The following is a 23687-nucleotide window of genomic DNA, read 5'->3' on the forward strand; positions in this document are numbered from 1 at the left end:
TTCTACTATCCCACGCAACCAATTGCCAATATCAGCCGTAACTAATTTATATGTTGACATGGGCAAAATCGCTATAATTATTGGTGCTGGTCCTGCGGGGCTAACTGCGGCTTATGAGCTGGTTACCAAAACGAATATTAAACCCATCATCATTGAAAAAACAAATGATATTGGAGGCCTCTCTAAAACTGTTGTCCACAATGGCAACAGGATGGATATAGGCGGGCATCGGTTTTTTTCAAAATCAGATGTAGTAATGCAATGGTGGCAAAATATTTTGCCCTTGCAGGGATCCGGATCAAAGGATGATATCCTGAGGGACATTTATTATCACCATAAAAAAAACTCGATAAAACTTTCAGCAAACGGCCCCGATCCTGAAAAAACAGATAGAGTGATGCTGATCAGGAAAAGGTTATCACGGATATTTTTTCTCAGGAAATTTTTCGATTACCCGGTTACTTTAAACAGTAAAACAATAGCTAATCTCGGTTTTGCCCGGATAGCTAAAATTGGCTTTACTTATTTATGGGCGAGAACGTTCCCTTTTAAGAAAATCAAATCGCTCGAAGATTTTTTCATAAGCAGGTTTGGTACGGAGCTTTATAAAACATTTTTCAGAGACTACACTCAGAAAGTTTGGGGTGTGCCCTGCAGCGAAATTGCAGCCGATTGGGGAGCACAGCGGATTAAAAAATTATCTGTTTCCAGAGCGATAAAGCATGCTGTAAGATCAATTTTCCGAAAGGATAAGACGATCAATCGTAAAGATGTTGATACCAGCTTAATTGAACAATTTATGTACCCTAAGCTGGGGCCTGGACAAATGTGGGAAACCGTAGCTAAGCTTGTGGAGGAAAAAGGAGCTGTAATTATTAAAAACAGTGATGTTATTGGGTTGGATATTTCTGAAAACCAGGTTTGTGAAATAAGTTATTTTGATCATACTACTAATCTGAAAAATGTGGTCAAAGGAGATTATTATTTTTCGACCATGCCAGTTAAAGACCTGATAGCCGCAATGGGGAATAAGGTGCCTGAATGTGTTAGAAATGTTGGGTTGAACTTGCAATACCGCGATTTTATTACTGTCGGATTGCTTCTTAATCAGCTTAAAATAAAAAATGACACAGGTAACTATACTGTAGGCGGGTTGGTGCCTGATAACTGGATCTACATACAGGAAAAAGATGTGAAGATCGGGAGGTTGCAGATATATAATAACTGGTCGCCTTATATGGTTGCTGATACCGGGAAAATATGGATTGGCCTTGAATATTTTTGCAATGAAGGGGATGAGTTATGGCAAATGACAGACGCCGACTTTATCCGGTTTGCGATTAATGAACTGCATCAGATCGATATTATTGACCGGGATGAGGTGATAGACCAAACGGTAATCCGGGTTCCCAAAACCTATCCTGCTTACTTCGGTACTTATTCCCAATTTGATGTGGTAAGTGATTTCACCGACGGATTAGAAAACCTGTTTTTGATAGGCCGTAATGGTATGCATAAATACAATAACCAGGACCACTCCATGCTGACGGCTATTACCGCAGTGAATAATATCATCACAGGCGAAAAATCAAAAAAGAATATCTGGGAGATAAATACGGAAGAAAACTTTCATGAGGTTAAGAAAAACTAGTATTTAAGTCAATAGTCTTGAGTCGAAAGTCTTAAGTTGGATTTTGCCCGTTTCGTTAGTTTTTAGTCACCCTGTATATGTAATAATCTTCGCCATCTATTACTGCGCCTTCAAAGCTTGCTAATTTATTGAAACTGTAAGTCGAATTGTTGCTGACCTCGTTGTCCCGGTTGGTGATTAATATAAATTCTTTAGAGATGTTGATATGGCTGGATGATGAAATTTCGTCCATTAATGATCTGCGTGGGTAAGGAAGATAGGCGCGTTTCCAAATACAGAAACTGCCGTACTGGTCAAAATCAAGGTAGAGGATCTTTCTTCCTAAATAAGCGCTGAGCGGCGGCCCGGCATTATATCCATCAAATGCCAGAGGTTGGGTATCCAGATGGTTTGCCTTTAAGTAATCGATCGTATTTTTAGCTTGAGAAAAGGGTTGTTTAAAATCAACGGCATACATGTACATCCCTGTAAAAAGCTGGTTGATAAGAATAACATAGATAAATAACTGTGGCGCCCATTTTTTTATGAGGCTTGCATTTCCTTTCGGAAAAATGTTTACGCCATCGTAGTAAGCCAGCCAAAGGGCAGCTATAAAGTAGATAAAGAATAATCCAAAGTACCTGCTGCCACCGAGGCCCGACATCGCGAAGAAAGCTGTTAATAATGCTACAGGCGGGACATAAAACAATAAAGCCTTTCTGCTTTTATAAATGAATAGTATGGTGATGGCAAACAGTAACACAGCCGCAGTTATTGTGAATGTGCCGGATAAATATTGAATAGACTGTTTATCCCAAAAGTATGGCTGATGAAGAGGCGGAATAGTTATGTACCCACGAGCGAAACAAATGATGCCGAAGGATAGATCATGAAAGTTAAGCCACGACAAACCCGGCTTTACCCCTACAATACTATCGCTGGGAATGCGTCGGGTTTGTAAGAGCGCGCATATCAAACCAAAAAGAAAAAGACCGGTAAAGATGGCGAAGGGCCCATATAAATCCTTTTTGCCGATGGTGTAATAAAGCAGGTAAACAAAAATGCCAATAGCCGCAAATACATAAAACAGATGTGTAAAGCACATCAGAACGACTGCGAAGCCAATACCCACCATTTTTTTTGCTGGATTAGCCAGTAAGATGCAACAGATAAATAGCAACAGTATGCCCAATGCATAATTGCGACTGATAAGGCTGTACACAAATAGAAAGTAGCAACCAAAAATTATGAGGGTTTTTACAGAGAGATCAAAAGGAGCGTAGCGTAAAAAGATAAACACAGTTGCATTAATAACCAACAAATGGAACAACTGCATATAGATTGGTCGTGGTGAAATATAATGCGTAATAAAATACAGGAATGAGTTCCATAAGGTGACATGCCCCTCGTAGAGCATGTTTTTAAAAACATCGGCAATAGAATTGCTATCACGACCAATGGTTAGCTGCTGAGCCTCTTCTAAAAATATCTCGTGGTGAAACATGCCAACAAGCGAAACCACGCTGTATAAAAGCATTATGGGCAAAACATACTTAAGCGGTGCTGCCTGTAATTTTATCATGCTATCGTATTAGTAACCAATAGGTAATTGTTTTTTTAGGATTCAAGTGTAGAGGGTGTAGCGTAGTACTACACTTATACTTGCTTCTGATTTTTTAAGATTTTCTTCAGCCGTTTTTCTTTCGGTAACATCCTGTTCGCCGTTCATTGCTTAATTTAATTGTTTGATATTTTACCGCGTTAAAATAGTGCCATTTATTTGATTGCGGAGGGTAAAAACGATCGACTTTTAGGACAAAAATCAGTAAAATAAAAATCAAGATGACCATTTCACCAAATTTTAACATAAATGATTAAATAATAGCACTTTATGTAAAAAAATTGCAATTATAAATGTACATATTTGATTTATTTTAAAAAATTAAAACATTTGTGCTTTAAATGGGTATAATTAGATTACAACCCAAATTCTGAAATGGATAAAACTTCTACCAGGAAAATTGTCATTTTTGATGATGACGAGGATATACTTTCTATTTGCAGCTACGTTTTAGAAGAACAGGGCTGGGAAGTCCACACATTTACTGATTGCAATAATGTAACCGAAAAAGTTTCCGGAATACATCCGGACGTTATTTTGATGGATAACTGGATACCAGATGCCGGGGGTATTATTGCTACTCAAACACTAAAAAAGACCGACGCATTAAGAAATATACCGGTGATCTATTTTTCAGCAAACAGCGATATCCAACTATTAGCCAGCAATGCGGGCGCTGAAAGTTATCTGGCTAAACCTTTTGATCTCCATCAGCTGGAACAGGTAATAAATAAAGTGCTGATAAATAATAATAATTAAAGCTTACACTTATATATTATAAAAAAATCGCCCATGCTTTTGCATAGGCGATTTTTTTGTGAGCAATAAGTCTGACCCCTATTCAGGTCCTCCTCCCGGTGGGCCGCCGGGACCGCCACCGTTATCTCTTCTTCTAAATCCTCTGTCAGGATTTTGTGCAGGTGCTTTACCTGCAAATTTTTGTAAACGGAGCGTAAATGTTGCCAGGTAATAACGGGCAAGCCTGTTAACATTTGTGGTGGTAAATGAACTTGGCGATGAAGTGGTAGTATATCCGGTATTTTGATTAAATAAGTCAAACGCCGACAGTCGAATCGTTGCCCGGTTATCTTTTAGGAACCTGCGTTCAAGATATAAGTTTAATATGTTAGGGTTAGCTACCTTGCCTAAGTCAGTGCTATACCCATAATTGATAGCTTTACTATAGTCATAGCTGAAAGTCCAGTCTTTTAAGATATATTCTTTCCCATTCAATCCGATGTTCCAGGTACGGGTATACAAGCCGCTATTCACCGGACTGGATACGGAGTTGACAGTATGGTTAATAGCATAGTTGGTCAAAACTTGCGCGTCGATCACATCGGTTATGTCAACCCTAAAACGCACACCCGGTGTAAATTGTAAATTTTTAGAAATATTTTTTTGAGCTACAGAATCGCCTGGCGCACTTCCTACGTTGGTAAGGTAACTTATGCCATTAGTATAATTAACTGTACCGTTAAATGTCAGCGTGTACTTGCGGTTTTCCCAGGGCTTGGCATAGGTAACGCCTCCCGAAACATTGTAATAACCATCCGCATTAAGATATTGGGTCAGTATGGTGTTTTTATCGGAATAAGTAATGGTATTGGTTACTATTTGATCATCAATTTTCTGCGCCGCGAAATTGATAAACAAGATATTGCCGGTAGCAAAGCTGAACTGGTTATAACGTAAAGATAAATTGTTGGTAAACTGCGGTTTCAGGAAAGGGTTACCCTGTACCGGGTAAAATGCGTTTGACAGGTCGATAGTTGGTTGCAATTGCGTAAAAGTAGGCGAACTGCTTGATCCGTTATAATTTAAGCTGAATGCCTGGCTTCTTGAAAAATTATATACATACCTGGCTGTGGGTATAATGTTAAATGTACTTTCATGAGTGTTGATGCCGGTAAGCGGAGAATATCCGTCTAAAACGGCAGGCTGAGCTGCGATACCGAGAGTAAAGTTATATTTCTTTTCAACAAAGCGGTAGTTTAACCCAAAACGATTGGTGGTAAAATTATAGTTATACCTCGTGCTCAATGTATCAATGGGAATGAGCATTTGGCTCGCTGTATCAAGTCCATCCGTCAGCTTATCATTGGTTGTATGCGAGTGACTAAACGCATAATTAAACTCCAGGTAATCGTGTTTGCCTAATGGTTCCAGGTAAGATAAGGTTGTGCCTATAGTGGTGGTCAGGCTGTTGGTATTGATCACCTCGTTCAGGGGTGCATTTGGTGTAGTACCAGGAGCGAAAGTGTTAGTTATGTTTTGGTATTGGTCGCTCTTTCCCGAACTTAAATTGACATTAATACTTAAGTTTCGGCCACGTTTATGAAAGCGGTGATTAAACAGGGCCGTGATACCATAAGTCGGCGCATCTGAATTACCGAATGAATTGGTTGTATAAACAGAGTTTTGCTTAGGGTTGTTAGTAAAATTAAGATTATTATCATCTTGTTCGTTTGACCGCGTGCCGCCATACGAAAATGTAGGCGTCACCTTCAGGTAATTGACCGTGTCCGGCTTGTACTCCATGTTCCAGGTAAAGCGGTGGTTGATGTTCCTGTTAACCTCGTTGCTGGTTTGGTTATTAGTGCTGGGGTTTGTTGAACTGTTATTTCGCTGGTTATTGGTGCTGATGGTGTTTACGGTGTTATCAGCAAAGCTGTAGCTGCCATAAACTGATAGACTTTTTCCCCACTGATCGCGGAAATTTGCGCCTATAGAATGGGCATCGGTTATACCGTTCTGGGTGGTTGTGAGGCTACCGCTATTCTGCATACCGCGTGCTGCATTGCCACGGCCGCCACCGCCACCGCCATTACCGAAGCCGCCCCCACCGCCCCCTCCTCCGCTTGTGGGGTTAAAAGAAAAGGTGTTCACATTAGTGTTGTTTACGCTTCCTAAAAGAGCCATCTGTTGATCGCCATTGAATCGGAAAGAGTTTAGTGTCGCCAAATAACGGGTTTGATCGGGTGTACCCTGGCTTGCAGGTAACACATCGTCACCGGCACCACCTGTGGCCTGGCCAAAGTAGCCATAGTTTTTATCCTTCCTGATGGTGATATTCATTATTTTATCAGGCTCGCCTGTTTTAACGCCTGTTAAATTTGCCTGGTCTCCATAATCATCTATCATCTGTATATTTTCAACAACATCAGCCGGAAGGTTTTTGGTAGCACTTTGTACGTCGCCTCCCATAAAGTCCTTGCCGTTTATCCTAACTTTGGTAACCTGTTTGCCCTGGGTGGTAACGTTGCCGTTCACATCCACATCAACTCCGGGCAGTTTTTTTATCAGATCTTCAACAGGTGCGTTCTCACGAACTTTATAAGCACTGGCTTTATATTCTACCGTATCCTCCTTTAAAGTAACCGGGTTTACTCCCACAATAGTTACGCCTGTCAATGAGGTTGATTCTGTTTTTAATATGATAGCATCCAGAACAGCTGGCTTGGTATCATTATCAAGCCCATAATGCCTGATAAGGGTTTGATAGCCTATGGAAGCCATGGTAAGGGTAAATTTTGTTCCGTTAACTGAAGGGAAAACAAATTTGCCTGTGGCATCAGTAACGGTTACTGTGCTATCTCCTTTATCTGATTTTAGTGTAACACTGGCTCCGGGCACGCCAAGCTTTGTCGTATCGATCACTTTCCCATCTACTTCACGCCCGGTTTGGGCTTGAGCATAAGTAATAGTCAGCAAGAAAAAATAAAGGATTAGCAATAGGGGTTTCATCGTTTGTTATGCGTGTAAGGGTTTAAATCATTAAGACAGCAAAAAAACACAAAAGTTCAAACTGTATTCGCTAAACTGCTTAAAATCATAGGATTGTTACACAAGGAAACAAAAAAAGCCCGCGGATTTTAACCCGCGGACTTTGCTTTAAATTAATTAGGAGAAATATTTTAGTTCCTCAGATGTAATGCAGAGGCTACCTGGCTGTAATTTTTGAAATTAAGGCCCGGATTAGTTACATTCAATAGTGTAACCGAATTGCCCGGTATTACAACAACCTTGAAGAAAAGGTTAGTTTGGTTAGTGTTTGCCGTTATTGTTACGGCACCAACACTTAAGCTTGTCATATTGATTGTTGTGCCTGCATTGTTATAAGGTAATGAGTACCATGGCCCGGTTGTTCCGGTAGCGCTAAGGTATACAACTACAAGCCCCTGGTCAAGAATGCTTTGGGTAATAGCAGGAACAGATAAAGTCTGTCCGGTTAGCGGTACGTTGATGTTTCTAAGAATATAGGTCTGTACATTTGCACTTCCTGTTGCACCTGTACTTCCGGTAGCTCCAGTATTTCCGGTCGCGCCAGTATTTCCAGTAGCACCTGTGTTTCCAGTAGCACCTGTACCTCCAGTTCCAGTAGCACCAGTATTTCCGGTCGCGCCAGTATTTCCAGTAGCACCTGTGTTTCCAGTAGCACCTGTGTTTCCAGTAGCACCTGTACCTCCAGTTCCGGTAGCACCAGTATTTCCGGTCGCACCAGTATTTCCGGTCGCGCCAGTCGCGCCGGTAGAACCCGTTGGTCCGATTGGCCCTCCTGAAGGTCCTTGCGGCCCTTGCGGCCCTGTTGCACCAATGCCACCCTGCGCACCGGTTGCACCAGTTGACCCGGTAGGCCCCGGTGTTTTGTCTTTTTTACAACTATTCATACTAACAAAGCATATCAGTAGGATTAGTGGTAATATGTGTCTCATTCGTCTCATATAGGGTATGTTAAATACATTAATTAAAGCTTTTTACGTTAAGGATTATAATATGTTACATTACATCCCGAGAAAAATAATTACCTGGTATTTCACAGCAATTCAAACACGAGGTTTTTGATAAGTTTTGTAAATCATGGTTATTAAAATATATATATATAAATTAAAACACAACGTCTAAATTTTCGTTACACTTAAAAATAGATTAACTTATGAAAAATATTGCTTCTTCACTTCATTCGAAAATACATGAATGGATCGATGCTTTTGGGTTCAGATTAAATGCTTCTCAAACCAACCGGAAAAGAAATATTGTTACAAAGCACTATTTTTTCAAAACATTTAATTTTTTTGAAAAAGCAGATTTGAAACACCCCGAACGTGTGGAGTTCCTTTGTTTTGATGCCTATGGCGAAAGAATAAAAGTAAATTCGCTTTTAGATCTGCAGGCAGCTTTTTTTGAAAATATAAGCCAATTGAAATAAGTTTTATCCTTATTCCTAGATGCGGCGTTTTAGTGTGAGGATCACCCTGTCAAATTTATGATCGTGATAAACCTCAAGTAATAAGCTGCGCTGATCCTTGGATTTAAGTATATCATCAATTTGTTCAATGGTCATGTCGCCAACCGGCTTAAAATTGATAGCGGTAATTTCATCATCTTTTTCAAGTCCTACTTCATCAGCAGCAGATCCGGGTTCAACGCGGCTGATAATAAGATGTTTAAATCCCTCGCCAGCACCATAATATTCTATGCCGCTCATATCGTGTTCAAATGCCTCACCATAGTAGGTATTGGGTTTCAGATATAAAGCATTATCCTGGTAATCAAAGATGACCATAAATCTTTTGAGTATTCCCACACCCAAATTCCCATCCCGCTTTACAGATAAATATTTTAAGGTTTCCGCATCATAATCATTCGGAAAAGAGGTAATAACTTTTTTAATTCTGTATTTTCCAATGTCAATCTCATCTATGCGGCTAAGAAAGCCACTTATGGGACCAGATAATCCAACGCCAAGGTTAGCCGCAATAAACTTTTGCGGCAGGCCATTTTTTTTGATCATGTTTTCAAGCGAAACAGGGTGACCTGCGCCCAGGTCAATAACCAGTTTACACATCTGTTCGGTACCATTGGGTAATTTTACATTTGCCTGGAGGTATGGTTTATGAGCCTCTATTGATATAAGTATTTTTGTCCCTTTTCTGAAAGAGCGTACGTCTTTTGGCCTATATACAGTTAATGTACTATCTGTGAAATTTAGTTTTACAGCCAGGTTATTAAAAAATTCATAGCCTAATAACCCATGGATAGGCATCCCGGCAAAGTTTGAGAGATTGAAATGATCGGTCTTAAGAATTGCCGCAGCGACATCATAGCTGTTTAAGCCGGGTATTTCAATTTTTAGCGGAGGAGTGATGTAAGCCTCATAGGCATCACCTTCGCCAAGGCCCGGCATTTTTATAGTACGTTTATTTTGCAGGTCTATCGAATCAACCAACTTTGGTTCGGTGATTATCATCAGACCTACCCCTGTATCTAAGATAAAGTTAAAAGGGCCACGATTATTAATTTTTAACTGTATCACCACCAGGTTTCTGATCAGTTTAAAGGGCAACCTCATTGATTTTCTGCCATTTTCCAGATCAAAATACTGCGCTTTTGCAGGTAAAAAACTAAAGGATATTAAACATATAAGCCCCAACGCAGGCAGAAGCTTGGTTTTATGAAATATATTGAATAACAATTTGTTTATAATTGGACTATTAAATTTACAATAAAAAGTCCACTTATAAAATTAATATGGTACGAAGAGCATTGTCTGGTCTATTAATAGCGGTAATTATAGTATCAATGACCAAAACAGCCGACGCGGGTGGTATACGAAAAAGAAGGATCAAAAAGCTCTTTAAACATTCCTTGATTGCTAATGATCATTTTACAGGCTTTGCCCTTTATGATATGGATGCCAGGAAGATGATATATAAATTGAATGACGATAAATACTTTACTCCGGCATCAAACACCAAGCTTTTTACCTTTTATACCTGCCTTAAAATGCTGGGTGATTCAATTCCGGCTTTAAGATATATTACACGTAATGATTCATTGATATTTTGGGGAACAGGCGATCCTTCTTTTTTGCACAGCGATTTAAAAGGAACGAAAGGATTTGATCTTTTAAAAAATTCAGATAAGAAATTATTCTTCTCGTCCGGTCAGTATAAGAACGATTTTTATGGCTCTGGATGGGCATGGGATGATTATAATGACTATTACCAGGCCGAAATAACAGAATTGCCTATGGAGGATAACGTAGCTGTTTTGTATGCGGATAGAAATGGCCAACTGCAAATCACTCCATCAGGCTTAAAGCAATATTTAAAATGTGACAGTAATTTTAAACCAACCTCATTTAAGGTGCAGCGTGAGTTTTTAACAAACAGTTTTGTGTACCCGGTCATGAAGATCCCGGCAAACTACCGTAAGGAAATACCCTGGAAAACAAGTACAGCAATGACTATATCTTTATTAGAGGACACGTTAAAAAAAGGAGTTTGGGAAATACAGATGCCATTGCCGGATAACGCCAAAACCATTTTTGATGCCAATGCCGATACAGTATATAAACACATGCTGCAACCCAGTGATAATTTTATTGCTGAGCAACTATTGCTGGTTTGTTCTGCAGTAAAATTTAAAACCCTCAATTCAGATTCGGTCATTACCTATTCCAAGGCACATTATCTGAATGATCTGCCCGATGTACCGCAATGGGTTGACGGATCGGGCCTTTCCCGTTTTAATCTTTTTACTCCACGAAGCATTATCAAGCTACTTTGTAAAATTTCGGATGAGATGAAAAATGATAGCCTGCTGCATAGTTTGATGCCGGCTGGTGGTGTTGCCGGCACTATTAAAAGCGCGTATAAAACCGATAACGGACAACCTTTTGTTTGGGCAAAGACCGGCTCGTTATCAAACAATCATAACCAAAGCGGTTACCTGATTACCCGAAAAGGCAAACGCCTGGCCTTTTCATTCATGAATAATAATTTTACGAGGTCAAGTCGAGAGGTACGTGATGAAATGGTGCGGATAATGACTTATATACACGAAAACTATTGACCCTGTCTTTTTTTTAAGGCCTGCAGATGGCCTTGGAGGTTAGGATTTTGTGGAGGTAAATTAGTGACCTCTTCCTCCACTTCAGTTTGCTCTACGTGTACTGCATACTCTGCAGGTTCAATACTTCTGCCCATTGCCTCTGCATATACCTGGGTAAATTCGGCACCTATGTATAATATGGCCGAGGTATAATAGATCCATACTAAAATTACGATGATAGAACCTGCCGCCCCATAAGCCGATGTCTGTGCAGCATATTGTATGTACAAACCGATAAGGTATTGACCAAACATAAACAACAAGGCAGTAAATATTGCACCGGCCCTGACATCTTTCCATTTGATCTTAACATCGGGGAGAAACTTAAATATGATACCGAATAACACAGCTATTACCAGTAAGGTGATCGCCACGTTAATCAGTTCAAAAATTGTAACAGTGATGTTGTGTAAAAAGTGTTCTAACTTTGTGCTTAGTGCTTTTACTGCAATATTGATAATTAGTGATACCAGCAATAAAAAACCAAGACTTATAATCAGCGAAAACGATAAAAAGCGGTTCTCTAATAGTTTAACCCAGCCCTTTTTGGGTTTTGCTTTTACGCGCCATATGATATTAAGCGAATCCTGTATCTCAACAAACATGCTGCTGGCACCCAATAATAGAATTGCAATCCCTGATATTAAAGCGGTGCCTGTTTTACCTGATAGTTGTAAATTCTTTACAACCTCCTGAATTTGGGCTGTTGCCTGATTGCCTATAAATTCTTTCATTTGGGCGTATAAAGTATCATTAAAAGAATAATGCCTGAGTACTAAACTTGTTATTGAGATAACTAATATAAGTAACGGTGCAATAGAAAAAACTGTGTAATAAGCCAATGAGGCGCTTAATTTTAGTCCGTTATCATTTATAAAGCCCATGAAGGTGGCTACTATAACTTTCCAGAATTCTTTAAGATATTGGTTGCTAAAAGTCTTCATATCACCTTAATAAGCTCTTTATAAGCAATTTGTTTACAAAAAATTTATTGTAATATGTTATAATGCGGTGTATTTAGCGGTACGATTATTTTGCTAATATGCTAGAGATGAAATTGATATGCAATTAGTTTCCTGAGTTTTACAGGTTAACCAGAGAAAGATATTTTGTTAGTAAAATGTTGTCAAACCCTTGGGATTATAAATTTAAAACCTATAATTTTATCCCATAAGATTATACAATCCCGACAACTGACTAGTAGAATAGCGGAATATGGGAGAAGATGCTAAACTTTAATTGTTAAATTTTTTTGGGGAAAGCCGTTCAATTGAAAAACTGAACGGCTTTTATCTTTTAATGTGCATCCGTAGGCACGGTCACTTTGCCCTTTTTAAATGGCTGCAAGTATAGTAATGGTATAGAAAATAACATGATCAACCCTGATATCAGGTAAGCATCGTTATAAGTTAACAATAATGATTGTCTCACCACCATCCCTTCAATAGCTGAATAGGCCATATGCGTAGCATCAATAGCTGATTTTCCCTTAGCCATAAATGCCTGTTCGAGAAAGTGCATACGTTGCGTAAACGCATTATTATACGGATTAATATTAGTTATCAGGTGGCTCCGGTGTACTCCCTGACGGATATGAATGATAGTAGTAAGCGCAGCTATCCCGAATGAACCGCCCAATTGGCGCATCATGTTGTTCAAACCTGTACCCTGTCCCATTTCAGGTCCTTTTAAATCGGATATAGCGAGGGTGGTTAATGGTACAAACAGTAAGGCCATACCTACACCCCTGATGAGCAAGGGTATTAACACATTAACCTCACCGGTTTCCAGAGTTGAATTACTCAGCATAAAAGTAAACACAAAGAACAGGAACATGCCAATAGTGGCCATAAACTGTGCCGGGATTCCTTTATTGAGCATTTTACCTATAAAGGGCATCATCACGATAGTACACAAACCGCCGGGGAATAATAGCTCTCCCGTTTGCTGTGCTGTGAAACCGAGCAGATTCTGACAAAATACCGGGAATACGAATACCGAGCCGTACAAACCAAAACCCAATATAAATGAAGTAAACATACCCACTGCGAAACTTCGATGACGCATAATGCTGAAATTTACTATCGGGAATTCGTAGGTGGTTTCTCGCCAGATAAATAAAATGGTGCCTAATATAGCGGTAATGGTAAGTGCTAATATGTAGGTTTTTGAAAACCAATCTTCAGATTCACCTTTTTCAAGTATTACCTGCAAGCTGCCTACGGCAATTGCTAATAAAGCTATACCCCACCAGTCGATGGGTTTTCCTTTGGCATCCTTGGGCGTTTTATGAATAAATGTATAAGCACAGAATGCAGCAACGGCCCCTACCGGTATATTTACGTAAAATATCCAATTCCATGAGGCATGATCGGTGATGTAACCACCTATAGTTGGTCCTACGGTTGGTCCCACTACCGCACCTAAACCAAATAAGGCTGTAGCTGTTCCAATCTGTTCGCGCGGCCAGGTTTCAACCAAAATGGCCTGTGAAGTTGATATTAAACCACCTCCTGCAACCCCCTGTATTATACGGAACACAACCAGCTCGCTTAAACTGTGCGCATTGCCGCAAAGAAATGATGCAATGGTAAATAATATGATAGAACCCAGAAAATAATTCTTGCGGCCAAAGAAGCTGCCCAGCCATCCTGACATCGGTAATATGATTACGTTTGCCACGGCATAACCGGTAACCACCCAGGCCACATCCTCGAGGGTTGCCCCGAGGTTACCTTGTATTTGCGGTAAGGATACGTTCACGATCGTGGTATCGATCAGCTCCAAAAGGGAAGCTGTGATCACAGTGATCGTGATGATCCATTTTTTAAAACCTACTTCGGCCATTATATCAGTTTTTATAAATTACAGAAACATTCACACTCATACCCGGACGCAATGTTGCCAGCGTATCTTTTCCTGCATTGATCTTTATTTTTACAGGTACACGTTGTACCACTTTTACGAAGTTGCCGGTTGCGTTATCCGGCGGTAACAAAGAGAATTTGGCACCTGTAGCAGGTGAGAAATTGTAAACTTCGCCATGCAATTTATAATCAGGGAAAGCGTCTACTTCAATATCTACCTTTTGGCCATTTTTCAGGTTGGTCAGCTGGGTTTCTTTAAAGTTGGCGGTGATGTATAAACTGTTGTCATTAACAATAGAAAATAAAGTTTGACCAGCCTGAACTAACTGTCCTATCTGGATATTCTTTTTAGAAGTAATACCTGCTGAAGGGGAAGTAATTGTAGTATATGATAATTGCAGTTTTGCAAAGTCAACATCAGCCTGGCGTTGTGTAACGCCAACATTAGTTACGTTTAACTGGTTGCGACTTGTACCAACTTGTTCTAAGGCACCTTTATATTGATCCTGTGCGGCACGGTAATTAGCTTCAGCAACATCACGGTCTGATTTTGCCTGGTCAAATTGTTGTTGTGTAATTGACCCGTCTTTAACAAGGTTAGCATAACGGGCGTAATCCTTGTCAGCTTTTTCAAGCCGTGCAGCTGCAGATTCTACCTGTGCACGTGCACTTGATGAACTGGCCGCAATAGCAATTATTTGCGACTGGCCTACACCTACGCCTGCACTGGCGCCTTTTTGTGCTGCTAATGCCTGCTCTAATTTTACTTTATAGTCACGGTCGTCCAGTTTTACTAAAACCTGGTCTTTTCCAACGTGGCCGTTCTCTTCAAAAAATATGCTGTCCACATAGCCGCCTACACGGGCAACTACCGGGCTTACATCGCCATCTATCTGAGCATCATCTGTATCAATATGTTTGCCGTAGTATATATATTCCTTTATACCGAAAATGATACCACCTATCAATATTATTCCGAGTATAATAGGTATAACTCTATTCGGTTTCTTTTTTGGTTCTTGTTCTTGTGCCATTGTATGGGGAGTTTTATATTTTTATTGTTTGTTAAGTTTTCCGGTTGATTTTAATAATGTGTAATACGCAAGTCCTGCATCAGCCTTAGCCAGTTCCAGATTAATTTGCGCCTGGAATAGCAGCGTTTGGGCATCTGCCCTGTCTGTAGCCGAGGCAATATTGCTCTTGTATTTCGACTCGAGTATATTATTGTTTTCAGCTGCCTGGTCTATAGAAGTTTGCAATAACTTGATCTTGGTCAAAGCTTCCTGATAGTCCTGATAGCTTCTGTTTACATCTTTGCGGATGTTATCAGCTGTGATTCCCTGGTTAATGGTAACCTCTTCACGCTGAATTTTTGCTTCTGAAACTTTGTTCTTGTTGGTCCACAGTGATGAGAAATTCCACGAAAAAGTTAAGCCTAATGTTATCGGTGTAATATAATTACCGGATTTTGGCAGCGGATCAGCAGCTACATTTATATAATAGCCTGCCAAAGAACCTGAAAGTGTTGGAAGCTGGTTAGCATGTATACTTTTGATATTCGTTTCAGCAACTTTTGATTGCAGTACCAATTGCTGTACTTCCTGGCGGCTCATCATAGCAGTATCCAGATAGTTGCTTAATGGGCCAACCTGGCGATCAGCTTCATTGATCTGGTCAATATTGATCAGGGTTGTTTCAGGCAATCCTAACAAAATATCCAGGTTATAAGTGACGATCTTACGGTTACTTTCCAGGTCTATGCCGCTTAGTTCGACATTAGAACGCTGCAATTGAAAACGCAATACATCATTTTTGGTTACTAAACCCTGTTCAAAAAAGCGTTGCGACTGGTGTATCTGCTCATCTATTGATTTCAGATTTTGTTTTACAACTTTTTGACTCTGTATTACCTTATATAGGGTGTAAAAAGAGTTGATCACATCGTAAGTAATCTCATCCTTGTCCTTATCAGCGTCAAGTTTGGATACTTTGGTTAAAAGGTCTGTCGATTCGCGGGCATACCTGAGCTTTCCGCCGGCATAGATGGTTTCGCTTGTTGAAACAATACCTAAATAAGCATTGGCGCCTGTTGGAAGATAGATATCTTGTCCACCAAAGGCAAGGTGGTTAGCAGGAATTTGTGCGCGGTCATAAGTAAAACTTGCACTGCCTGTCGGCAAAGCCTCATCTTTAGCCTGGTTGTATTTGGAAACAGCCTGATCGATTTTTGCTTGCGACAGCTTTAATACCTTACTGTTCTGGACACCCAGCTTAACAGCCTCATTAAGGGTAAGTGTCCTTTCCTGTGCAAAAGCCGGTACCGCTGCAAGGTAACCTAACGCCACAAACGTTAGTGCAAAAAGGCATAAGGTTTTGGCCATTTTTTTAAACGGCCCGGTGATTAGGGGGTTATTTATTTGTGTTATCATGTTAATTCACTAAGTATGCTCTTAATAGTTTTTTTAAATAAGTTGCAATACGGGGTTTTAACCTTTCTTCAAGCAACTTGTCGTTTTGTATATCGTAGCCCAGCATAGTTGAGGTTAACTGGGGTGCATTAATGATAAAGTTTTTGGTACCGTAAATGGTGGCAATCACCATCTCTATGTCAACGTCCTTGTTAAACTCGCCCTTATCAATACCATCCTGAATTATTTTAGTCAGTTCCAATACATTTTTCATCAATATATCGGCAATGTTATCTGCAAGGTCACCTCTGCGCTGCATAGCCAGTTCCTGGTAAAGCATTTTCTGGAAACAGTTGTTGTTAACTACGCGCTCGGCATATAGTTCAATATATCTTTCAATTTTGTGCCATGAACTAATGCTATCATCGCTACCAAGATTTTGCAGCAGATTTTGGAACGATGTGATCTTGCGGTTAAATACAGCTACGAATAATCCTTCTTTTGAACCGAAGTAATAATTCAGCATGGCCATATTCACGCCTGCTTCGCCCGAAATTGTCCGGGTGGAAGCGCCATCAAATCCGAGCTCTGAAAACACTTTTTCAGCTACATCGAGGATATGATCTTTCTTATCTATTTTGTCCTTGTCCATTTCTTTCTCCGGCACAAAATTAATCAATCGATTGATTATACAAAAATATTTTTTGTTATCTTATTGTAAGGTTTTGATTATCACTATGTAAAATACAATCAATCGACCGATTATTTGTAAATATTTGATGTAACAGTTTTGTTTTACATTTGACGCATTAAAAATACCTGCCTATCTTTCAACCTATTTTATAAATATGAAGCGTATTCTTTTACTACCGATATTTTTACTGACCAGCAGAATTGTTTTTGCACAGACGGCCCCGCCAACGGACATAGCCACCATTGAACAGAATTTTAAAAAATTGGATGTACTGGGCAGTGTACTGTATGTGGCCGCCCACCCTGATGATGAGAACACAAGGCTATTGGCTTACCTGGCACAGGAAAAGCATTACCGTACCGGTTATCTGTCAATGACGCGCGGTGATGGCGGGCAAAACCTGATCGGTAATGAGCAAGGCGAATTGCTTGGTCTGATACGTACACAAGAACTTTTAGCTGCACGCAAGATTGACGGGGCCGAACAATTTTTTACACGGACCGTAGATTTTGGCTTCTCGAAAGGGCCAAAAGAAACGCTGGATTTTTGGAACGAAGAAAAAGCCTTGGGTGATGTGGTTTGGGTGATACGCAAGTTCAGGCCGGATGTGATTATTTGCCGTTTTCCTACCACGGGTGAAGGCGGTCATGGTAACCACACCGCTTCAGCTATACTCGCTCAAGAGGCATTCACAGCAGCAGCTGATCCGAAACGTTTCCCTGAACAATTGAAATATGTGCAAACATGGCAAGCCAAACGCCTGCTATGGAATACTTTCAATTTTGGTAATACCAATACTACGGCGCCCGATCAGTTTAAAATAAATGTGGGTGTTTACAACCCTTTGCTCGGAAAAGGCTATGGTGAAATGGCTGCCGAAAGTCGCTCAAACCATAAAACACAAGGGTTTGGATCTGCAAGACAAAGGGGTAATGCTTACGAATATTTTAAAACAATATTGGGTGATGCACCGAAGGATGATCTGATGGATGGGGTGAATACGAGCTGGGAACGGGTTAAAGGTGGTGAATCAGTTGGGAATGATGTTGATCAGATCGCAAAGAATTTTGTACCGGAAACGCCTTATAAATCTGTCCCTGCGATGGTACAATTATTAAATAAGGTTGAAAAGATTAGCGATACCTATTGGAAAACTCAAAAAACCAAAGAATTGAGTGATCTGATTGCTGCCTGCGCAGGTTTATGGTTTGAAAGTTATGCTACTGAAGAAGCTATTGCTTTGCATGATAGTATTGAAATTCGTTCACAGGTTTTGGACAGGTATAACGACAAGATAAAAGTATCTCAAATTGATGGGTTGCATTTTGAAGGTGGCAAAGTTGTGCCTGCTAATGAAGTGCAGAATTTTAGCAGCCGGATAGATGCCGATAAGATCAGTCAGCCCTACTGGCTCGAAAAGCCACATAGTATTGGCTCATATGCTATAGTAGATGAACGCCTGGTAGGTAATCCTGAAAATCCTGATCTGCCAAAAATAAGCTACGAGTTTATTATTGAAGGCAAGCCTATCCGTTTTGAGCGGCAGCTGGTTTACAAATATGTCGATCCCGCTAAAGGAGAGATCTATCAGCCGGTGGAGATTGCTCCACCCGTTACCGCCAACATCCAGGGCCAGGTATATATTTTTAATTCGCAGCAACCGCAAACTGTACAGATCAAATTAAAAAGCTTTAAAAATGGAGCTACCGGAAATATCCATCTGAACGCACCGGCTGGTTTTAAGGTAAGTCCTGAAAGTGCTGCATTTACTAATAAGGCAAAGGGCGATGAATGGGAACAGGATTTTACAATTACACCATCGAATAATCAGTCTCAAACAGGTGTTTTGGAAGCCCAGGTAACATTTGGAATGGATCCCAAAGTTTATAATTACGGTATTTTATCTATTCATTATAACCATATACCTAATATTACCATCTTCCCTACCGCACAGGCTAAATTGATCCAGCTGGATATGAAAATTGCCGGAAAGAAGATTGGCTACATCAATGGTGCAGGTGACCTGGTGCCTGATGCACTTCGGCAAGTTGGCTACGAGGTTCATCAGCTATCAGAAAATGAAATACTGAATGGCGATCTTTCAGTTTATGATGCCATTGTAGTCGGCGTACGTGCTTATAACGTTGATCCGCGTTTGGTAATTGAGCAGCCTAAACTGATGGAATATGTGAAAAATGGCGGTAACATGCTGGTGCAGTACAACAATAACAACGGCTTGGTGACCAAAGAGATCGGGCCATATCCTTTTAAAGTAGTAAACGAGCGTGTGACTGACGAGAACGCTAAAATAACCATCATCGACCCTAATAATTCGATCCTGAATTATCCGAACAAGATTAGCCAGTCTGATTTTGATGGCTGGGTACAGGAACGTGGACTGTATTTTACCAAAGATGCTGACGGGCAGTATCAGAAAGTACTGCAAATGAATGATCCGGGTGAAGCGACTAAAGATGGCTCGTTGATTACCACGCAATATGGTAAAGGAAGGTTTATTTATACATCGCTGGCATTCTTCAGGCAGTTGCCCGCGGGTGTGCCGGGGGCGTATCGTTTGTTCATTAATATGTTGAGTAAACCGAAGGCGAATCCGTGAAAATAAAATTGTCATTGCGAGGAACGAAGCAATCGCATGCTATACAGATCGGATATGCATAGTTCGCGATTGCTTCGTTGCACCTCAACACCACCCGACTTGCTCCTCGCAATGACATGAAGTAGAATACCCACAAAAAAATATTGATTTCAATATAGAAACAATTACTTTTGCACTGTTGTAAATAAGCATACTATGGAACATCATCACGAAGAAAAGAAAGAAGAAATAAACTTTAACGCTTTATATTACCTGGTTGGGTTAATTTTCGGTTTGTTTACCGGCGCAATTTTAGACGTAGGTTATACCTGGATATTTGTTGGTGGGGTTTTAGGTTTATTGACGGCAGCATTATTTGTATCTGTATTTGTCAGGGGCCGTGGTCAAAACTGATCCGGAGCTTCCCTCATTCATAAAAAACTGGAACCAGTTTTACGGTATCGTTATCGTATGGCTGGTTTTTTTAATTTTTGTATTTTGGCTCATCACCATATTCTTTAAATGAGCTTAACCGACTGGATTGTTTTAGGTGTTACCCTGCTGGCCATTGTCATTTATGGTGTATGGAAAAGCGGTAAAAACCAAAATATAGATCAGTTTTTAATGGGCAACCGCTCTATGCCCTGGTACACAGTCGGTTTATCTGTAATGGCTACACAGGCCAGCGCCATCACCTTTTTATCAGCACCGGGCCAGGCATATTCAGACGGGATGCGGTTCGTGCAGTTTTATTTCGGTCTGCCGCTGGCGATGATCGTACTATGCGTAACCTTCGTCCCTATTTTCAGCAGGCTAAAGGTTTATACCGCTTACGAATTTTTAGAGCAGCGTTTCGATCTGAAAACAAGGGCGCTTACCTCCTTCCTGTTTCTTATTCAGCGGGGGCTATCAACAGGTATTACCATTTATGCGCCATCTATTATCCTATCGACCATATTAAATATCAACACAGTTTATACCACACTCTTTATAGGCGGACTGGTAATATTTTATACCGTTTACGGTGGTACCAAAGCCGTAAGCTATACGCAGTTGCTACAGATGAGCATTATTTTTTTAGGGATGTTTCTGGCGGGAGTGGTAGTGGTAAGCTTATTGCCCCAAGGCGTTGGTTTTACCAAAGCATTGCATCTGGCTGGCAAACTGGGCAGGATGAACGTGATAGACTGGAAATTTGATATTAATAACCGCTATACCATCTGGAGCGGATTGATCGGCGGGTTCTTTTTGCAGTTATCCTATTTTGGTACAGATCAAAGCCAGGTCGGCAGATATTTGACGGGCAGCTCAGTTGGCCAAAGCCGCATGGGACTGATCATGAATGGATTGATCAAGGTACCTATGCAATTTTTGATCTTACTGATTGGCGTATTGGTTTTTGCTTTTTACCAGTTTAACAAGCCACCTATGTTCTTTAACCGGTATGAGGTAGAGCAGGTAAAGAGTGGTAAATATTCGGCAGACTACAAACAACTTGAAAATCAATATAACGCTGCATTTCAACAGAAAAAAATTAAGGCTGATGAATTGTCTCAGGCTTTGGAAAGTAAGGATGCGGGTAAGATCAGCCAGGCAAGCAGCGATTTGAAACAGGCTGACGCGCAACAATTAGTTATCAGAAAAGACGCTATTGCGCTGATGAAGAAGAACAACAGTAAAGCCAATGGGGATGATACCAATTATGTTTTCCTGAATTTTGTGACGCATAATTTACCCCGTGGATTAATAGGCTTGCTGATAGCGATCGTATTCCTGGCATCCATGGGATCTACTGCGAGTGCACTCAATTCGCTGGCCTCAACCAGCGTGGTGGATATTTATAAACGCATTATCAATCCAAATGCGTCAGACAAAAACTATTTGGATGCCTCCAGGCTGGCAACTGTATTTTGGGGCATAGTATGTGTGATGATGGCTTTATATGCCAGCAAAGTCGGCAATTTATTGGAGTATGTAAATGAACTAGGCTCCTACGTTTATGGAACTGTATTAGGTGTATTTGTGGTTGCTTTTTATTTAAAGAAGATCAGGGGCACATCCGTATTTATTGCAGCTATTATCACTGAGATAACCATTTGCTTTATGGGCTATTTTAAGGTGATCGCCTATTTATGGCTGAATGGTATAGGGTGTGTTTTGCTGGTACTTATAGCTTTGGTAATCAATTTATTGATCACTGATGAAGTGCAAGTTGACAAAGCGTAAATGGGAGGACAACGATAAATAGGGAACTTAAATATATTTACGATGTAACATTTTAGTTACATTATTTTAATAATTAATTTTTGATTTATCTTTAGTTAAATAATAGCATTAAAAATTAATTAGGGAGATAGCCGGACGCGAGGTTCGGCTGTTTTGTTTTATACCCGTCTGTAAACCAGAATTGTCTGATCAACTAAAAGATAAGATTTTTTTACTGTAGCAGGGTGTAGCAAGTGTAGCGATATGCTACACCTGCCCCCCATTAATTATTTTGCCTGGTCAACCACACCCTGGTTAAGGGTTTCGTATTCCTTATCATTTTGGGCGTGTGCTAATTTTACGCCTTCCTGCGCAGTTGCCAAAGCCGCTGCCTTATCACCCATTTTTAACTGGATGCGTGCTTTCCAAACTTTATAAAATGGTGAAGTTGGTTCAGCTTTTTCAGCAGTACTTATCCATTCCAAAGCTTTTTTCAAATCTTTATTATTTTCATAGTAATAAAGTGCCGATTCAAAATATGGACGTTTGTCGGTATTCATTACTTCATCGATATTGGCCATTACTTTAGAGTCGACATCTGTACTGATGTGGAACGAGAAAGAAACATTTTCCCATTTTAATTCCAGTTCGCATTTGGTCTGGTCCACATTGTTAAACTGTATCGTCAGCGTTTCGAGCGGATTGGCGAGACTTACATTTTTTACTTTAAAACGCAAAAAGTCATCAGATTGCTTGTAGGTGTAAGCACCCCATTGATGCGCGGTTTTGTTCAAAATTATGGTCCACTCATCTTTACCAGGAATAGAAAACAGGCCATATTCACCCGCAGGTACTTTATTGCCTTCAATAGTTACATCATCAGTAAATTTGATGAGCGTAGCTGCGTTAGCACCCGTGCGCCATACTGTACCATAAGTTATGAGATTTCCGAATATCTTACGTCCCCGCAGATTTGGACGAGAATAGGTTAATGTGATTTTACCCAGGCCAAGTTCCTGTTCAATGGTTTGCGTAGAGCTTAACTGCGGAACTTTAAGCATTTGGGCGTAGCTGTTTGGTGATGCACATGCAATTAGCATGGCAGCCAGATAATAGTAAAGACGTTTCATTCGTTTTTTGGTTTTATGGCAATAAAGGTATTAATTATTGCTTATATGTGATTTAAACAATTGGTAATGACATTGTAAACACTTAGTTTTGTGTTAATGCTTAAAAAATCAGTCGCCATAACGTTAATGATGCTGTACGTAGTTACGGTATCCGGCTTTGCGCTGAACATGCATTATTGCTTTAACCGGCTCCGTTCCGTTAATATCGATGCACCTGCCAATGCCTGCGTAAAGGTTTTGGAAAGCAGTAAAATGAAATGCTGCAAGGACAGGCATATCGAGGTTAAAGTTAAAGATGCCCACCACCAGGCCGGTTCGCCGACATTTTGGGGGAAGTTTTTCTTTTTGGGCCTGCCTGTTGTAACTTTTGCAGACTTTTCTTTATCACCCCAAAACCCACCGACAGAAAGATTGCAGGATCGTGGTCCGCCATTATCCCCAGGTACCCCTATCTTTTTGAAAAACTGCAATTTCAGGATCTGATCCTAATTGATCTTATTTAATTATCTGCGGCAATGCGCCGCCGTCTTAAACGCTAAATTCTAATTTCTAAACACTAATCAAAATTTAATCATAATAGGAATATATAATCTTCTTAGATAATGGTTTAACGAGGTTTTAGAACTTAGAGATTAGGATT

18 protein-coding genes are annotated in these 23687 nt (G+C 40.2%); 8 read left to right on the plus strand and 10 right to left on the minus strand.

Annotation, left to right across the window (positions count from 1 at the left end):
* Positions 1-58: 58 nt before the first annotated feature.
* Complete coding sequence (locus ACPPVU_RS01185) at positions 59-1651, plus strand: NAD(P)/FAD-dependent oxidoreductase (RefSeq protein WP_426669857.1); 1593 nt, start codon at positions 59-61, stop codon at positions 1649-1651.
* A 55-nt stretch (positions 1652-1706) separates the two neighbouring features.
* Here the strand turns inward: ACPPVU_RS01185 and ACPPVU_RS01190 are convergent, their stop codons facing one another.
* A complete protein-coding gene (locus ACPPVU_RS01190) occupies positions 1707-3212 on the minus strand; it encodes a hypothetical protein (RefSeq protein WP_426669858.1) in 1506 nt (501 codons plus the stop codon).
* Positions 3213-3626: 414 nt separating this feature from the next.
* Here ACPPVU_RS01190 and ACPPVU_RS01195 point away from each other — a divergent pair, with 414 nt between their 5' ends.
* Positions 3627-4010, plus strand: coding sequence for a response regulator (locus ACPPVU_RS01195; RefSeq protein WP_426669859.1), 384 nt, complete (start codon positions 3627-3629; stop codon positions 4008-4010).
* A gap of 78 nt (positions 4011-4088) precedes the next feature.
* On the opposite strand, the gene ACPPVU_RS01200 is transcribed toward ACPPVU_RS01195, so the two are convergent.
* Both ACPPVU_RS01200 and ACPPVU_RS01205 read right to left on the minus strand, forming a co-directional pair.
* Entirely contained in the window at positions 4089-6998 is a 2910-nt protein-coding gene (locus tag ACPPVU_RS01200; RefSeq protein ID WP_426669860.1) for an outer membrane beta-barrel protein, read from the minus strand.
* A 170-nt stretch (positions 6999-7168) separates the two neighbouring features.
* Positions 7169-7975, minus strand: a complete 807-nt coding sequence (locus ACPPVU_RS01205; protein WP_426669861.1) for a collagen-like triple helix repeat-containing protein — start codon at positions 7973-7975, stop codon at positions 7169-7171.
* A 212-nt stretch (positions 7976-8187) separates the two neighbouring features.
* Between ACPPVU_RS01205 and ACPPVU_RS01210 the strand changes: the two genes are divergently transcribed.
* Positions 8188-8460, plus strand: coding sequence for a hypothetical protein (locus ACPPVU_RS01210; RefSeq protein ID WP_426669862.1), 273 nt, complete (start codon positions 8188-8190; stop codon positions 8458-8460).
* A 15-nt stretch (positions 8461-8475) separates the two neighbouring features.
* Here ACPPVU_RS01210 and ACPPVU_RS01215 read toward each other — a convergent pair whose 3' ends face one another.
* Positions 8476-9603: an aspartyl protease family protein gene (locus ACPPVU_RS01215; RefSeq protein ID WP_426669863.1), complete on the minus strand. Its 1128-nt coding sequence runs from the start codon at positions 9601-9603 to the stop codon at positions 8476-8478.
* A gap of 179 nt (positions 9604-9782) precedes the next feature.
* Here ACPPVU_RS01215 and ACPPVU_RS01220 point away from each other — a divergent pair, with 179 nt between their 5' ends.
* Positions 9783-11108: a D-alanyl-D-alanine carboxypeptidase/D-alanyl-D-alanine-endopeptidase gene (locus ACPPVU_RS01220; protein ID WP_426669864.1), complete on the plus strand. Its 1326-nt coding sequence runs from the start codon at positions 9783-9785 to the stop codon at positions 11106-11108.
* On the opposite strand, the gene ACPPVU_RS01225 is transcribed toward ACPPVU_RS01220, so the two are convergent.
* From ACPPVU_RS01225 to ACPPVU_RS01245, 5 genes are all read right to left on the minus strand, one after another.
* On the minus strand, positions 11102-12091 hold the full coding sequence (locus ACPPVU_RS01225; protein ID WP_426669865.1) for a YihY/virulence factor BrkB family protein: 990 nt from the start codon (positions 12089-12091) through the stop codon (positions 11102-11104). The genes ACPPVU_RS01220 and ACPPVU_RS01225 overlap by 7 nt on opposite strands.
* Before the next feature lie 352 nt (positions 12092-12443).
* Positions 12444-13994 (minus strand): DHA2 family efflux MFS transporter permease subunit, encoded by a 1551-nt coding sequence (locus ACPPVU_RS01230; RefSeq protein WP_426669866.1) that lies wholly within the window; start codon positions 13992-13994, stop codon positions 12444-12446.
* Between the two features lie 4 nt (positions 13995-13998).
* Entirely contained in the window at positions 13999-15048 is a 1050-nt protein-coding gene (locus tag ACPPVU_RS01235) for an HlyD family secretion protein (protein ID WP_426669867.1), read from the minus strand.
* Between the two features lie 21 nt (positions 15049-15069).
* Complete coding sequence (locus ACPPVU_RS01240) at positions 15070-16395, minus strand: TolC family protein (protein WP_426669868.1); 1326 nt, start codon at positions 16393-16395, stop codon at positions 15070-15072.
* Positions 16396-16444: 49 nt separating this feature from the next.
* Positions 16445-17089: a TetR/AcrR family transcriptional regulator gene (locus ACPPVU_RS01245; protein ID WP_426669869.1), complete on the minus strand. Its 645-nt coding sequence runs from the start codon at positions 17087-17089 to the stop codon at positions 16445-16447.
* Positions 17090-17270: 181 nt separating this feature from the next.
* Between ACPPVU_RS01245 and ACPPVU_RS01250 the strand changes: the two genes are divergently transcribed.
* The 3 genes from ACPPVU_RS01250 to ACPPVU_RS01260 all read left to right on the plus strand — a co-directional run bounded on the left by ACPPVU_RS01250 (position 17271) and on the right by ACPPVU_RS01260 (position 21938).
* Positions 17271-19733 (plus strand): PIG-L family deacetylase, encoded by a 2463-nt coding sequence (locus ACPPVU_RS01250; protein WP_426669870.1) that lies wholly within the window; start codon positions 17271-17273, stop codon positions 19731-19733.
* Positions 19734-19928: 195 nt separating this feature from the next.
* Positions 19929-20126 carry a hypothetical protein gene (locus tag ACPPVU_RS01255; protein ID WP_426669871.1) on the plus strand — a complete coding sequence of 66 codons (198 nt, stop codon included), beginning with the start codon at positions 19929-19931 and terminating at the stop codon, positions 20124-20126.
* Positions 20127-20234: 108 nt separating this feature from the next.
* Positions 20235-21938, plus strand: coding sequence for a sodium:solute symporter (locus tag ACPPVU_RS01260; protein ID WP_426669872.1), 1704 nt, complete (start codon positions 20235-20237; stop codon positions 21936-21938).
* A gap of 266 nt (positions 21939-22204) precedes the next feature.
* On the opposite strand, the gene ACPPVU_RS01265 is transcribed toward ACPPVU_RS01260, so the two are convergent.
* On the minus strand, positions 22205-23047 hold the full coding sequence (locus ACPPVU_RS01265) for a DUF2911 domain-containing protein (protein WP_426669873.1): 843 nt from the start codon (positions 23045-23047) through the stop codon (positions 22205-22207).
* 96 nt (positions 23048-23143) lie between these two features.
* On the opposite strand from ACPPVU_RS01265, the gene ACPPVU_RS01270 reads away from it, so the two are divergent.
* Positions 23144-23530, plus strand: a complete 387-nt coding sequence (locus tag ACPPVU_RS01270; protein WP_426669874.1) for an HYC_CC_PP family protein — start codon at positions 23144-23146, stop codon at positions 23528-23530.
* The last annotated feature ends 157 nt before the right edge of the window (positions 23531-23687 follow it).

Origin of the sequence: Mucilaginibacter sp. McL0603 (assembly GCF_049992945.1) — a bacterium.
Classification (GTDB): domain Bacteria; phylum Bacteroidota; class Bacteroidia; order Sphingobacteriales; family Sphingobacteriaceae; genus Mucilaginibacter.

Excerpts from the sequence above, each read along its gene's own strand:
- ACPPVU_RS01185 (WP_426669857.1), top strand. The coding sequence starts at position 59 with ATGGGCAAAATCGCTATAATTATTGGTGCTGGTCCTGCGGGGCTAACT.
- ACPPVU_RS01190 (WP_426669858.1), bottom strand. The coding sequence starts at position 3,212 with ATGATAAAATTACAGGCAGCACCGCTTAAGTATGTTTTGCCCATAATG.
- ACPPVU_RS01195 (WP_426669859.1), top strand. The coding sequence starts at position 3,627 with ATGGATAAAACTTCTACCAGGAAAATTGTCATTTTTGATGATGACGAG.
- ACPPVU_RS01200 (WP_426669860.1), bottom strand. The coding sequence starts at position 6,998 with ATGAAACCCCTATTGCTAATCCTTTATTTTTTCTTGCTGACTATTACT.
- ACPPVU_RS01205 (WP_426669861.1), bottom strand. The coding sequence starts at position 7,975 with ATGAGACGAATGAGACACATATTACCACTAATCCTACTGATATGCTTT.
- ACPPVU_RS01210 (WP_426669862.1), top strand. The coding sequence starts at position 8,188 with ATGAAAAATATTGCTTCTTCACTTCATTCGAAAATACATGAATGGATC.
- ACPPVU_RS01215 (WP_426669863.1), bottom strand. The coding sequence starts at position 9,603 with ATGAGGTTGCCCTTTAAACTGATCAGAAACCTGGTGGTGATACAGTTA.
- ACPPVU_RS01220 (WP_426669864.1), top strand. The coding sequence starts at position 9,783 with ATGGTACGAAGAGCATTGTCTGGTCTATTAATAGCGGTAATTATAGTA.
- ACPPVU_RS01225 (WP_426669865.1), bottom strand. The coding sequence starts at position 12,091 with ATGAAGACTTTTAGCAACCAATATCTTAAAGAATTCTGGAAAGTTATA.
- ACPPVU_RS01230 (WP_426669866.1), bottom strand. The coding sequence starts at position 13,994 with ATGGCCGAAGTAGGTTTTAAAAAATGGATCATCACGATCACTGTGATC.
- ACPPVU_RS01235 (WP_426669867.1), bottom strand. The coding sequence starts at position 15,048 with ATGGCACAAGAACAAGAACCAAAAAAGAAACCGAATAGAGTTATACCT.
- ACPPVU_RS01240 (WP_426669868.1), bottom strand. The coding sequence starts at position 16,395 with ATGGCCAAAACCTTATGCCTTTTTGCACTAACGTTTGTGGCGTTAGGT.
- ACPPVU_RS01250 (WP_426669870.1), top strand. The coding sequence starts at position 17,271 with ATGAAGCGTATTCTTTTACTACCGATATTTTTACTGACCAGCAGAATT.
- ACPPVU_RS01255 (WP_426669871.1), top strand. The coding sequence starts at position 19,929 with ATGGAACATCATCACGAAGAAAAGAAAGAAGAAATAAACTTTAACGCT.
- ACPPVU_RS01260 (WP_426669872.1), top strand. The coding sequence starts at position 20,235 with ATGAGCTTAACCGACTGGATTGTTTTAGGTGTTACCCTGCTGGCCATT.
- ACPPVU_RS01265 (WP_426669873.1), bottom strand. The coding sequence starts at position 23,047 with ATGAAACGTCTTTACTATTATCTGGCTGCCATGCTAATTGCATGTGCA.
- ACPPVU_RS01270 (WP_426669874.1), top strand. The coding sequence starts at position 23,144 with ATGCTTAAAAAATCAGTCGCCATAACGTTAATGATGCTGTACGTAGTT.